This is a genomic window from Pseudonocardia hierapolitana, from assembly GCF_007994075.1.
GTDB classification, from domain to species: domain Bacteria; phylum Actinomycetota; class Actinomycetes; order Mycobacteriales; family Pseudonocardiaceae; genus Pseudonocardia; species Pseudonocardia hierapolitana.
Map to the genome: position 1 here is coordinate 1,913,951 of NZ_VIWU01000001.1, position 13,512 is coordinate 1,927,462.

Annotated in this window: 9 protein-coding genes; 8 read left to right on the forward strand and 1 reads right to left on the reverse strand. The window is 72.5% G+C overall.

The genetic code is table 11. The features are described 5' to 3' along the window. Nucleotides 1-56 precede the first annotated feature (56 nt). The 4 genes from FHX44_RS09015 to FHX44_RS09030 are packed head-to-tail and all read left to right on the forward strand — an operon-like array spanning nucleotide 57 to nucleotide 5,673. Nucleotides 57-914 carry a cupredoxin domain-containing protein gene (locus FHX44_RS09015; RefSeq protein ID WP_212612389.1) on the forward strand — a complete coding sequence of 286 codons (858 nt, stop codon included), beginning with the start codon at nucleotides 57-59 and terminating at the stop codon, nucleotides 912-914. 18 nt (nucleotides 915-932) lie between these two features. Beyond that, the gene (locus FHX44_RS09020) at nucleotides 933-2,276 is read left to right on the forward strand and encodes a ferredoxin reductase family protein (protein ID WP_147255067.1); all 1,344 of its coding nucleotides are present in this window, start codon (nucleotides 933-935) and stop codon (nucleotides 2,274-2,276) included. A 17-nt stretch (nucleotides 2,277-2,293) separates the two neighbouring features. After that, a complete protein-coding gene (locus FHX44_RS09025) occupies nucleotides 2,294-4,651 on the forward strand; it encodes a DUF1996 domain-containing protein (protein ID WP_147255068.1) in 2,358 nt (785 codons plus the stop codon). Further along, a complete protein-coding gene (locus FHX44_RS09030) occupies nucleotides 4,645-5,673 on the forward strand; it encodes a CopD family protein (RefSeq protein ID WP_147255069.1) in 1,029 nt (342 codons plus the stop codon). Before FHX44_RS09025 ends, FHX44_RS09030 begins: the two co-directional genes overlap by 7 nt. 2 nt (nucleotides 5,674-5,675) lie before the next feature. Here FHX44_RS09030 and FHX44_RS09035 read toward each other — a convergent pair whose 3' ends face one another. Further along, complete coding sequence (locus FHX44_RS09035) at nucleotides 5,676-7,172, reverse strand: Nramp family divalent metal transporter (RefSeq protein WP_147255070.1); 1,497 nt, start codon at nucleotides 7,170-7,172, stop codon at nucleotides 5,676-5,678. 429 nt (nucleotides 7,173-7,601) lie between these two features. Between FHX44_RS09035 and FHX44_RS09040 the strand changes: the two genes are divergently transcribed. From FHX44_RS09040 to FHX44_RS09055, 4 genes are all read left to right on the forward strand, one after another. Then, nucleotides 7,602-9,485 (forward strand): ABC transporter ATP-binding protein, encoded by a 1,884-nt coding sequence (locus tag FHX44_RS09040; protein ID WP_246170917.1) that lies wholly within the window; start codon nucleotides 7,602-7,604, stop codon nucleotides 9,483-9,485. 89 nt (nucleotides 9,486-9,574) lie between these two features. Continuing rightward, entirely contained in the window at nucleotides 9,575-11,626 is a 2,052-nt protein-coding gene (locus FHX44_RS09045; RefSeq protein WP_147255072.1) for an NAD(+) synthase, read from the forward strand. Beyond that, nucleotides 11,623-12,273, forward strand: coding sequence for a SanA/YdcF family protein (locus FHX44_RS09050; protein WP_246170278.1), 651 nt, complete (start codon nucleotides 11,623-11,625; stop codon nucleotides 12,271-12,273). Before FHX44_RS09045 ends, FHX44_RS09050 begins: the two co-directional genes overlap by 4 nt. A 78-nt stretch (nucleotides 12,274-12,351) precedes the next feature. Then, on the forward strand, nucleotides 12,352-13,467 hold the full coding sequence (locus tag FHX44_RS09055; protein WP_147255073.1) for an oxidoreductase: 1,116 nt from the start codon (nucleotides 12,352-12,354) through the stop codon (nucleotides 13,465-13,467). Nucleotides 13,468-13,512: the final 45 nt, after the last annotated feature.

Genomic DNA, 13,512 nt, shown 5'->3' on the forward strand with positions numbered 1-13,512 from the left:
TCCCGACGACCGCAGGAACCAACCGACGTACGAGGACGGCGATACCGATGGATCCGATGAAGAGCCGGAGGTGGATCGCTGCGGCCGCGCTCGCCGCCGCCGTGGTGTTCCTCGTCATGGTCACCGGCGAGCACGGCCCGGCGGCACCACGTGCCACGCCGGCGCCCGTCTCGTCGTCCGGGGCGGTGCTGGCCTCCGACGGCGGCCCTCCCGAGAACGACGACGGCGACGGCGGCAACGGAGGTGGCGGCGGCGGGGAGGCCGCCGACCGGGAGGAACTCATCGGCGCCCTGCAGGCCCTGCTCGACGCGCTCGGTGTCTCAGCCGACGAGCTCGCGGAGGGAGCCGACAACTCCGCCTGCGGCAACGGGGGGCAGGACAAGTCCGACTCCGGGAACGGCAACGACAACAACGGCGGCAGCAACAACGGCAGCAACAACAAGGACAAGGACAAGGACAAGGACAAGGACAAGGCGAACGGCGGCTGCGAGCAGTCCGAGCCCGCGTCGGCCGGGGAGTCCGCAGGCGCCACGATCACGATCAAAGGGTTCGCGTTCGGGCAGCCGCTGACCGTCGCGCCGGGCACGACGGTCGAGGTCGTGAACACCGACGCGGCGCCGCACAACGTCACCGCGACCGACCGCAGCTTCAAGACGTCCAACCTGAACCAGGACGAGACGGCCACCTTCACCGCGCCGACCACGCCCGGGCGATACGAGTTCACCTGCACGCTGCACCCCGAGATGACCGGCACGTTGATCGTCGAGGCCGGCGCGGGCGGGCAGGGCGGCTCGCGATCCTCCGAGCCGGCCACCGGGTCCCAGCGCGGCGGCGGCCACGACAGCTCCGGCCAGCACGAGTCCACGGCGCCGGAACGGGAGAACACGGGCGGCGGCTCATCCGATGGCTACTGACGGACGAGGTGACCTGCGGTGACCAGTTCGCTGGAGATGCAGGCCGGGCCGGGATCGGTCGCGGCCGCACGCGGCTCTGCGCGGCTGGTGCATCGCTGGCTCGTCGGCTTCGCCGTGGTGCTGCTGGCACCGCTCGCGATCCGCGTGGTCGCAGGCGGTCCCGCGCCGCTGTGGGCGATGCTGACCGACCTCACCGGCCTCGTGGCGCTCTCGGCGATGGTGTGCACGTTCGTCCTGGTCTGCCGGCTGCGGGAGCTGTCGCGGGCGGCCGGCATCACGGCTCTGCTGTCGGCTCACCGCAGCATGGGTGTGCTGGCCGCGGGCAGCGTTGTGCTGCACGTCGCCGTCGTCATCGCCGCCGACCCCGACAACCTCACCCTGCTCACCTGGGTCTACGCGCCGCCGCGGGCCAGGGCCGCCACCGTGGCCACGGTCGCCCTCGGGGGCGTGATCGCGCTCGGTGTGCTCCGGAAGCGGGTGCGCCAGGACTACGAGTTGTGGCGCTGGGCCCACCTGGTGCTGAGCGTGGCGGCGGTCGCGCTGTCCGCACTGCACGTGCAGTTGGTCGGGGAGTTCGTGGCGCACCCCGTGATGCGCTGGGTGCTGGTGGCGCTGGCCGTGGTGCTCGCCGCCGGGCTGGCACACCGCGTGCTGGCGGCACGGCGCTCGAGCGAGCACGTGGTGCGGGAGGTCCGGCTCGACTCCGACAGCGTCTGCACCCTGGTGCTGGACCCGCGCGGCACCCCGCTGCGGTTCGCCCCCGGCCAGTTCGCCTGGCTGCGCCTCGCCCGGGCGGGGGGCGAGGAGCACCCGTTCACGATCGCCTCGTCGGCTGCGGGCGGCGGGTGCGCGTTCACGGTGCGCTCCACCGGCGACTTCGGCACGGTGCTGCGGAACCTGCCGCCCGGCACCCCGGTGTGGGTGGACGGGCCCTACGGGTCGTGCAGCCTCGACCTCATCCCCCAGCCGGCCTCGGGCGTCGCCATGATCGCCGCAGGGGTCGGGATCACCCCGATGCTCTCCATGGTGCGCACGCTCGCCGACCGGCACGACCCGCGCCCGCTGCTCCTCGTCCGGGCCGCGGGGACGCCGCGCGAGCTGCTGTTCCGGCACGAGATCGGCCACCTGGCCCGGCGGCTGGACCTCACCGTCGTCGAGGTCGTGCGCAAACCGCCACCGGGTTGGACCGGCGCCGCGGGCGACATCGGCACCCCGCTGCTGCGCAGCGTGCTTCCCCACGCCGGGGGGCGATCGGCCCTCGACTACTTCGTGTGCGGGCCACCCGGCTTCGTCACCACCGTGACACACAGCCTGCGGGAGCTCGGAGTGCCCGAGCACCGCATCCACATCGAGCAGTTCTAGACGCGAAGGACGGGGCCGTGCGATCACCTGTCTCAGGGGCAGCGCGCTGGGCCGGCGCACTCGTGCTGGCCGTCATCGTGATGGTCGCGGTGTTCAACTCGGGGAGCACCGCCGACGGCGTCGCGGTGGATCAGCAGGCCGGCGCCACCGCTACCAAGCGCACCGAGTTCGGCCCGCTCACGGGGTCCGACGTCGACCTGCTGGTCAAGGTGCGTCAAGCCGGGCTGTGGGAGACCCCCACCGGCCAGCAGATGGAGCAGCGCGCCACGAACGGTGTGGTGCGGGACGTGGGCCGGCGCATCGCGGCCGAGCACATCGAGCTCGACGCGATCGTCCGCCGCACCGCCGACCAGCTCGGCGCCACGCTGCCGAGCCAGCCGTCAGCACAGCAGCAGGGCTGGATGGCGGAGATCTCCGCGCAGAACGGTGCCGAGTACGACCGCACCGCCGTGAACCTGCTGCGCCAGGCCCACGGCAAGGTCCTCCCCGTCATCGCCCAGGTGCGCTCGGGCACGCGCAACGAGCTGGTCCGGGATTTCGCCACGACGGCCGCCCAGTTCGTCACCCGCCACCACGAGTACCTGGAGAGCACCGGGCTGGTGGACTTCGAGGCACTCCCCGAACCGCCCGCTCCCGCGGCGGCCCCGGCGTCTGCGGCATCCGCCGCGGCCGGGACCGGCGGCGCGGCACCGGTGCTCACCGCGAACGGCGGCACCGCGGCCGCGAGCGGCGGGTTCGACGGCGTGCTGACCGCGGTCCGCGAGGTCTCGCTGTCGTCGTGGCTCGCCGCCGTGCTGGCGTTCGTCGCCGTGCTGGGCGGCGGGGCGCTGCTCGACATGCTGCTGCGCGACCGCACCCGCACCACCCCGGCCGGCCCCACCCCCGCGGCGTCCTACCCGCCGCAGCGACCGTTCCCCGCACCGCCCCGGCCCCCGGCGCCCCCGCGCATCCACCCGGCCCGGCGCCGGCCGGCCCCCCAGCGCAGGCCCGGTGGCCCCGCCGTGTTCGGCCTGCTCGTGATCGGCGTTCTCGCGCTGCCCCCGCTCCTCGAGGGCGCGGTGTCACCTCCCCCGCAGCCCTCCACGTCGGCGGCCGTCGCCGCCGGGTTCGCCGCGCTCGACCCCGCCCCCGAACACGTCCTCGCCCTCGTCGCCGAGAAGAAGAACGAGCCGTCCGACGACGAGAAGAGCGACGACGACAAGGACGAGGGGAAGAACGGCGACAACCAGAACGACGACAACCAGAACGACGACAAGGCAGCGGGCGACCAGGCGGAGGGCGACGACGCCCGGGAGGCGCTGAACCAGGCGCTCGCCGCCCGCCAGGCGGAGCAGGGCGGCGCCGAGGACCGGAACGCCGAGAACGAGAACGACGACCGGAACGGCGACAACAACCAGAACGGCGACAACCAGAACGACAAGCAGGACGGCAACGGCCAGAACGAGAACGATCAGGACGAGAACGCCGCCGACGACGATTTCCCCGGCCGCGAGAACGCCGCCCCGCCCGCCCTCGGCGACTTCGCCGACATCGGTGAGGTCAACCAGCTCGTCTCCGACCCCACTCCGGACGCGAATGCGTCCACCGGCAGCTTCGTGTCCGAGTGCGGCACGCCGGACCCGGCGTTGCGCAACTCGGACAACTGGATCGCGGCGCCGGGCAAGGTGAACGGCGCCCAGCACATGCACGACTACATCGGCAGCGCCGCCACCGACTCGTCCACCGAGGCCGGCGACCTGCTGGTGTCGGAGACGACGTGCGAGTTGGACAACCGCTCCACGTTCTTCTGGCCCGTGCTGCGCGACACCTCGCAGGTCGGCCCGGACGACAACCAGGACGGCGGCGGCCTCGACGGCAACGTCGGGGAGATCCTCGAGCCCGCGCAGGTCGTCATGCAGTTCCTCGGCAACCCGACAGAGCCGGTGTCACCCATGCCGCAGCTGCTGCGCGTGATCACGGGGGACGCCAAGGCTGTGACCAACGGGCCGGACAACGTACGGGCCCAGTGGACGTGCCGCGGCTTTGAGGACCGGGCCACGACTCAGTACCCGTTGTGCCCGCAGGGGAGCCGGCTGCTGCGCGTACTCGACTTCCCGTCCTGCTGGGACGGCGAGAACCTGGACTCGGAGGACCACCGCTCGCACATGGCGTTCGCCGACGAGGACAGCGGCGCGTGCCCGCAGGACACGGTCGCGGTGCCGCAGCTGCGGATGATCCTCGCCTACGACCAGCCGGGCGGGCGCAACTTCGCGCTCGACGGGTTCCCCGACCAGCAGCACCACCCGGCCACCGACCACGGCGACTTCGTCAACGGCATGCCCGACGAGCTGATGGACGCCGTCGTCGAGTGCCTGAACGAGGGGTTGCAGTGCTGACCCGGCCGACCAGCGCCGCGGTGGCCGCCCGGCCGCGGGAGGCCGTCGGCCCGGCCGGCCGGTGGGCGGCGGTCGCGCTGGGCGCAGCCGTCGTCGGTGTGCTGCTTGCCGCGACGGCCGACGGGGTGCTGCCCGGCACCACGGCGATCGCGGTCACGGTGAGCCGCACGGTGATGGACGTGGCCGGGGTCGCGGTCGTCGGTATCGCCCTGCTCGAGGTGCTGCTCCCACCGGGAGACCGGAGGGCGGCACCGGTGCTCGCGGCCACGCGACGAACCGCGCTCGCCGCCGCCGGCGCGTGGCTGGTGGCCGTCCTGCTCACGATCGTCCTCGGTGCCGCCGCCGCGTTCGCCCGTCCCGTCACCGGGGTCGGGGCGGACGAGCTGGCCACCTGGGTCACGCGGCTCGGCGCAGGCCAGGGGATGCTGCTCGTCGCCTGCGCCACGGCGCTCGTGCTGGGGTGCACGGTCGTGCGGGTGCGCAGGCCGGCACTCGTCCCGGCGCGGGTCGTGCTCGCCGTCGCCCTGTTCGCGATGATCACCCCGGCGGTCACGGGCCACTCCGGCGCGGTGCACGCGTACCAGGTGGTGGCCGTCGTCGGCGTCGGGGTCCACGTGGCCGCCGCGGCGGCGTGGGTCGGCGGCCTCGGCGCGATCCTGGTGCTCGTGGCACGGCGCGGTCTGCTCGTCGCCGTGCTGCCGCGCTTCTCGCGGCTGGCCGCGGTGTGCATCGCCGCCGTGGCGGTCACCGGCGTGCTCACCGCGGCCGTCCGGCTGCCGCCCGCGCTGGCGCACGTCAGGTGGGAGGCGGCGGTGCAGCTCTACCTCGCCACCGGCACGGGGCAGCTGCTGGTGGCGAAGACCGCGGCCCTCGGCGTGATCGGCTGGCTCGGGTGGCTCACCCGCCGCCGGCTGGCGGCCAGCCGCGTGCCGCTGCTGCTCTGGGCCGGGTACGAGGTCACGCTGATGGCCGTCGCGCTCGGCCTGGCCGCCGCGCTCACCCAGACCGGCGGCGGCCACTGACGTCAGAAGACGATCAGGGGATCTCCCACGAAGTCGGCGACGAAGTTGACGAAGAAGAAGCCGAAGAACAGGAAGTTCAGCACCAGCAGCACGTAGTGCCACGGCCGTGGCCGGGCCGCGCGCGGCAGCTTGCTGTTGAGGTAGATCAGCATGAACGGGAAGATCAGCGCCCCCAGGTTGGACATGTTCGCCGAGAACTGCACGAGCGCGACGGGCAGCGCGAGGTGAATGATGATCGAGATCGCGACCAACAACGCGATCATGAACGGGTAGTAGAAGCGGCGCGGGTCACGCTCGATCAGCTCGCGCAGGCGCGGACTCACGGCGGGCGCGCCGTCGGTCACCACCCGGACCAGCGCCTCGAAGATGCCCAGCTGCGTGGAGAACAGGACGAGCACGCCCATGAGCAGCAGCACGTAGAACATCCCCTGGCCGTACTCCGGTTGGAGTGCCGTGGCGGCGAACGTGGGCACATTGGCGGTGGTGGGCTGCTCGCCCGAGATCGCCACCGCCTGTGCCATGAGGATGGTGGGCAGCAGCATTCCGAGGATCGCGCCCACGAAGAACACGCCCCACATGTCCACCATGAGCAGGCGGTACCAGCGCCGCCACACGCCTGCGTTGCGCTCGTCGTCCGGGAAGGTGACGCCGACGGAGAGCAGCTCGCGCTGGCTGCCGCGCATGCCGGCGATGAACCCGGCACGGTGCCCCATGCCGTAGCCCTTGTCGCGGTAATGGCTCATCAGGTACCAGTTGAGCCCCGAGGCCATCGCGGTGAACCCGGCGAGCGCCCCGAGCTGGGTGGCGCTGATGCCGGCCGGTGGTGCCGCGGGCGTGACGAACCCCCTGATGCCCTCCCACCACACGCTCCACGGCACGACGATCAGGTCCACCACGATCAGGACCAGCAGGATCGCGCCCACCATGACCCAGTTGGCCAGCTCCAGCGCCCGGCTGACCCGCTGGGCAGCCGCGGCGAGCAGGAACACGACGACGAGCAGCGCGATCGCGTACCAGCGCGTCTGCTGCATCTCTCCCGCTTCGGCGACCCGGCCGTTCACCAGCGCGAACAGGCCCTGCCCAGCCGAGGCGGCCCACCCGCCCGCGATGAACGCGAAGATCACGATGAAGACGCCGGCGGGGACCCACAGCATCTTCCCGGGTGGTATGCGGCCCCATCCGACGGTGTTGGTCTCGCCGGTCGCGACGATGTAGCGGGCGCACTCGACGTTGTAGAAGGTCTGCAACAGGGCCGAGATGAGGATCACCCAGCCCACCCCGATGAACCCGTACTGGCCCACGGCCTGCGGCCCGAGCAGCCACTCGCCGCTGCCGATCGAGACGCCCAGCGCGATCAGGCTGGGCCCGATCGCGTACATGACCAGTTCGCGGGGGCCGATCTTGCGAACGTTGAACACTTCCTCCGGCGTCGGCAGATCCGCTACCGCGAGGTCTGGCCGGCTGACGCCGAGCGGGTAGGTCCGTTGCACCTCGGTCATCGCGACCTCCGGGACCACGTCGATGTGACATCGGTCACCAGAGGGTGATCCCGTCACCCGGCCGGGTCAAGAGCGGTCACCCGCCCGGCCGTGATCCCCGCCGGGGCGGCTACCACGAGTCGGCGACGTGCACTCGGACCAGCCGGATCCCCGCTCCACGTGGTGTCGCTCGTCCACGTCGGCCGGCGCGCCGACCGTCGCACGGGGAGGCGGTGGACGCGGGCTTGACCTGTACCTGACTTCAACTCCTACCGTCGCTGCACGAGGAGCCGGATCCAATTCGGAGGAGAACTGTCCGACCCCCTCGCCAGACTGACACCGCGCCCCACCCCCACCGATGAGTTTCGACGGGCGGAGCGGTCGTAACGGCGGGCGGACGGCGAGAGCGAGGAGCGGCACGTGAGCATGGAGATGGTGGCGTGGCAGTCGATGTACCAGGCTGCCCACGCCCAGGAGGAGAAACGGCCGTTCTCGGTGGCCACGCTGCGGCGGATCTGGGCGTTCGCCCGGCCCCACCGCCGCCGGATCGCCGCGTTCCTGCTGGTCAGCGTCATCGGCGCAGCGCTCGCCGTGGCCACCCCCGTGCTCGCCGGGCGCGTTTTCGACACGATCAACGTCGGCGGGTCGGTCGACGTCGTGATCGGTCTCGCCGTCCTGATCGCCGTGATCGCGGTCGCGGAGGCGGGCGGTGGCATCCTGCAGCGCTGGCTCTCCGCGACGCTCGGCGAAGGACTCATCCTCGACCTGCGGGCGGCCGTGTTCGACCACGTCCAGCGCCAGCCCGTCGCCTTCTTCACCCGCACCCGCACCGGCGCGCTGGTGAGTCGGCTGAACAACGACGTCATCGGCGCGCAGCGGGCGTTCAGCGACACGCTGTCCGGAGTGGTCGGCAACCTCGTCCAGCTCGCGCTCACGCTCGCGGTGATGCTCAGCCTGTCGTGGCAGGTCACGCTGCTCGCCCTCGTGCTGCTGCCCTTGTTCGTGCTGCCGGCGCGGCGGATGGGCCGCAGGCTCGCCTCCCTCGAACGGGAGGCGGCCGACCACAACGCCGCCATGGGCACGCAGATGACCGAGCGCTTCTCCGCGCCGGGCGCCACGCTCATCAAGCTGTTCGGCAGGCCGGCCGACGAGACGCGCGAGTTCGTCGCCCGCGCCGCCCGGGTCCGCGACATCGGCGTGCGCACCGCCATGGTGCAGTGGGTGTTCGTCTCGGCGCTCACGCTCGTGTCCGCGCTGGCACTCGCGCTCGTCTACGGCGTGGGCGGGTGGCTGGCGCTGTCCGGCGGCGTGAGCTCCGGCGACGTGGTGGCGCTCGCGCTACTGCTCACCCGCCTGTACGCGCCGCTCACGGCCCTTGCCAGCGCCCGGGTCGAGGTCATGAGCGCGCTGGTGAGCTTCGAGCGGGTGTTCGAGGTGCTCGACCTGCCGCCCCTGGTCGCGGAACCGGAGAACCCCGAGTCGCTGCCCGACGGGCCGCTGTCGGTGGAGTTCGGCGCGGTCGACTTCGCCTACCCGTCCGCCGACAAGGTGTCGCTGGCATCCCTCGAAGAGGTCGCGCGGCTCGACACCCGCGGCGGCGAGCAGGTGCTGCACGACGTCTCGTTCCGGGCCGAACCGGGACAGATGATCGCGCTCGTCGGGTCGTCGGGCGCGGGCAAGTCCACCATCGCGCAGCTGCTCCCCCGGCTGTACGACGTCGACTCGGGCTCGGTCGAGATCGGCGGCGTCGACGTGCGCGACCTCTCGTTCGACACGATCCGCGGGGCGCTCGGCCTCGTCACCCAGGACGGCCACCTGTTCCACGAGTCGATCCGGTCCAACCTGCTCCTGGCCGCCCCCGGGGCCACCGACGCCCACCTCTGGGACGCGCTGGAGCGCGCACGCCTCGGCGAGCTCGTGGCGTCCCTGCCCGACGGCCTCGACACCATCGTCGGTGAGCGCGGCTACCGCCTGTCCGGCGGCGAGCGGCAACGGCTCACCATCGCCCGCCTGCTGCTGGCGAAGCCGCGGGTCGTGGTGCTCGACGAGGCCACCGCCCACCTCGACTCCACCTCGGAGGCCGCGGTGCAGGAAGCGCTGGGCGAGGCCCTGCACGGCCGCACGGCGATCGTGATCGCCCACCGGCTGTCCACCATCCGCGCCGCCGACCAGATCCTCGTGCTCGAGGGGGGCCGGATCGTGGAGCGCGGCACCCACACCGAGCTCCTCGCCCGTGGCGGTCGCTACGCCGAGCTGCACCGCACGCAGTTCGACCAGCCGAGCAGCGACGACGGGATCAGCACCGAGACCGCTGTCGCACTGGCCGGCAGCTGACCGGAAGCCGCCCGGCCGAGTTGAGGGGTCTCGGCCGGGCGGAGGGGCGGCGTGCTGCACGCGTGATCCGCCTCCGGCAGACTCGACGCGTGGACTTCCGCTCCCCCTACCGGCACGGGTTCCTCCGGGTCGCCTCATGCACCATCCGCACCTCGATCGCGCAGCCCGCGGCGAACGCCGAGGCCGTGCTGCAGGCGGCACGGGAGTGCCACGCGGACGGGGCCGGGCTCGCGGTCTTCCCCGAGCTCGCGCTGTCGGGCTACTCGATCGAGGACATCCTGATGCAGGACACGCTGCTCGATGCCGTCGAGGAGGCGGTGCTGCAGGTCGTGGCGGGCTCGACCGACCTGCTCCCGGTGCTGGTGGTCGGGGCGCCGCTGCGGTACCGGCACCGCGTCCACAACACGGCGGTCGTGATCCACCGCGGGCGGGTCCTCGGGGTGGCACCGAAGTCGTACCTGCCGACGTACCGGGAGTTCTACGAGCGGCGGCAGATGGCACCCGGCGACGACGTGCGCGGCACGCTGCGGATCGGCGATTCGGAGGTCCCGTTCGGGCCCGACCTGCTGTTCGCGGCCGAGGACGTGCCGGGGTTCGTGCTGCACGTCGAGGTGTGCGAGGACATGTGGGTCCCGATCCCGCCCAGCGCGGAGGCGGCGCTCGCCGGCGCGACCGTGCTCGCCAACCTCTCGGGCAGCCCGATCACGGTGGGGCGCGCCGAGGACCGCTGCCTGCTCGCGCGGTCGGCGTCGTCGCGCTGCCTGGCCGCGTACGTCTACGCCGCCGCGGGCGAGGGCGAGTCCACCACGGATCTGTCGTGGGACGGCCAGACGATGATCTGGGAGAACGGGGTGCTGCTCGCCGACACCGAGCGGTTCCCGAAGGGCCCGCGCCGCTCGGTGGCCGACGTCGACCTGGACCTGCTGCGGGCCGAGCGGCTGCGGATGGGCACGTTCGACGACAACCGCCGCCACTACGCCGACCGCACCGGCGCGTACCGGCGCGTCGAGTTCCGGCTGGATCCACCGGACGGGGACATCGGGTTCCACAGGGAGGTCGAGCGGTTCCCGTTCGTGCCGGCCGACGAGTCGCGGCTGGAGCAGGACTGCTACGAGGCCTACAGCATCCAGGTCTCCGGCCTGGAACAGCGGATGCGCGCCATCGGCCGGCCCAAGGTCGTGATCGGCGTGTCGGGCGGGCTGGACTCCACGCACGCGCTGATCGTCGCGGCGAAGGCGATGGACCGGGAGGGCCGTCCGCGCAGCGACATCCTCGGGTTCACGCTGCCCGGGTTCGCCACCGGCACCCGCACGAAGGGCAACGCCACGCGGCTCGCCGAGGCACTCGGGATCACGTTCACCGAGCTCGACATCACCGAGACGGCCCGGTTGATGCTGAAGAACCTGGAGCATCCGTTCTCCCAGGGCGAGCCGGTGTACGACGTGACGTTCGAGAACGTCCAGGCCGGACTGCGCACCGACTACCTGTTCCGCGCCGCCAACCAGCGCGGCGGGATCGTGCTGGGCACCGGCGACCTCTCCGAGCTGGCGCTCGGGTGGTCGACCTACGGCGTCGGCGACCAGATGTCGCACTACAACGTCAACGGCGGGGTGCCGAAGACGCTGATCCAGCACCTGATCCGCTGGGTGGTGTCGTCGAAGCAGTTCGACGACGACGTGAACGCCGTGCTCACCGACGTCCTCGACACCGAGATCACGCCCGAGCTGGTCCCGACCGGCGAGGACGAGGAGGTGCAGAGCAGCGAGGCGAAGGTCGGGCCGTACTCGTTGCAGGACTTCTCGCTCTTCCACGTCCTGCGCTACGGCTTCCGCCCGTCGAAGATCGCCTTCCTCGCCTGGCACGCGTGGCACGACCCCCGGCAGGGCGACTGGCCTGCCGGGTTCCCCGAGGACGAGCGGCCGTCGTACACGCTGGGCGAGATCAAGCACTGGCTCGAGGTGTTCGCGCAGCGCTTCTACGGGTTCAGCCAGTTCAAGCGGTCGGCACTGCCGAACGGGCCGAAGGTGGCGGCGGGCGGATCCCTCTCGCCGCGGGGAGACTGGCGGGCGCCGTCGGACATGTCGGCCCGCATCTGGCTTGACGAGATCCACAGGGAGATCCCGGCAGAGTGGAAAGGGTGAGCCGGAAACTCTGGGTCCTCCTGGCGCTGCTGGCGCCGATGCTCGTCGCCACACCGCTGGCCTGGTTCGCCGCGTCCACCGACGGCAGGCGCACCACCGTCGACCGGGCAGACGCCCGGCCCGTCGCGATCGTGCTGGGCGCCGGGCTGCGCCGGGATGGCCGGCCGAGCCTGCTGCTCGCCCGGCGCCTGGACATCGCCGCCGACCTCTACCACCGCGGCACGGTGGACGCCGTGCTCGTGACCGGGGCCGACGACGAGCCTGCGGCGATGCAGCGCTACCTGCTCGCCGCGGGCGTCCCGGACGCCAAGATCGTCGGTGACGCCGCGGGCTTCCGGACGTGGGACTCGTGCGTGCGGGCACGCGAGGTGTTCGGCGTGCGCTCGGCGATCGTCGTCACGCAGCGGTTCCACCTGCCACGCGCGGTCGTCCTGTGCGGCGCTGCAGGCATCGACGCCACCGGGGTGGGTGACGCGAGCCTGGAGGCGCGCGGGCTCGCCACGGTCTACGGATGGCTGCGCGAGGTCCCGGCCGCGGTCAAGGCCCTCGGCGACACGCTCTTGCGGCCGGAGCCGCAGCGCATGGGCCCACCGACGAGCACGCTGGCCGACGCGCTGCGCGCGCCGCGTTCGTCCTCGGAGTCCTGAACCTTCCTCCAGCTGGCAGACCCACTTCTGGAGGTTCGTCCATCGTCGCCGGGTCGGCTCGCGGTTTGACTGGGGCACATGACCACCGCGACCACCCACCCCGCACTCGCCCCGGCCCGGCTCGGCGTCCACACACTGCGCAACCGGCTGGCCGTGGCGCCCATGACCCGCACCTCCGCGACCGCGGACGGCGTGCCGACCCCGGAGATGGCCGACTACTACGCCGAGTTCGCCGAGGGCGGGTTCGGCCTGATCGTCACCGAGGGCACCTACCCGGACGCTGAGTACAGCCAGGGCTACTTCAACCAGCCCGGGCTCGCGGCCGATGCGCACGTCGACGGGTGGCGGGCCGTGACCCGACGCGTGCACGCCGCGGGTGCCGTGATGATCGCGCAGCTGATGCACGCCGGCGCGCTGTCGCAGGGCAACCCGCACCGCACCAGCACCGTCGGCCCGTCCGCCGTGCAGCCGCGCGGGGAGATGATGCCCGAGTACGGCGGCAGCGGGCCGTGGCCCGTCCCGGCCGAGCTGAACGCCGACGGCCTGGAGCGGATCGTCGAGGGCTTCGCCGCCGCGGCCGTGCGGGCCCGGGAGGCGGGCTTCGACGGCGTCGAGATCCACGCCGCCAACGGCTACCTGCTCGACCAGTTCCTCACCGAGTACACCAACCTGCGCACCGACGCCTACGGCGGCTCCGTCGCGAACCGGGTGCGGCTCACCGCCGAGGTGACCGGTGCCGTCCGCGCCGCCGTCGGGTCCGAGTTCCTGGTCGGCGTCCGGTTGTCCCAGACCAAGGTCAACGACTTCGAGTACCGCTGGCCGGGCGGCCGCTGGGAGGCGGAGACCATCTACAGCGCGCTCGCGGATGCGCGGGCCGACTACCTGCACATCGCCAGCGAGGGCCGGGCCTTCCTGGAGACGGCGCTGCTCGACGGCGGGTGCACGACCACCGGGCTCGCCCGCAGCGCGACCGGGCTGCCGGTGATCGCCAACGGCGGCATGCACGACCCGCGCCAGGCCGAGCAGGTGCTGGCCGACGGGCACGCGGACCTGCTCGCCGTGGCCCGCGGCGCGCTCGCCAACCCCGACCTGCCGCGCCGGCTCGCCACCGGAACCCCGCTGCGGCCCTTCGACCGCGCGATGCTCTCCCCGCGCGTGACGCTCGAGAACGCTCGCCGTGGCCGTAATGGTTGATTTATAGGTTTAAGCCTTACTCATCGGGGCGATCCCACTCGTGAC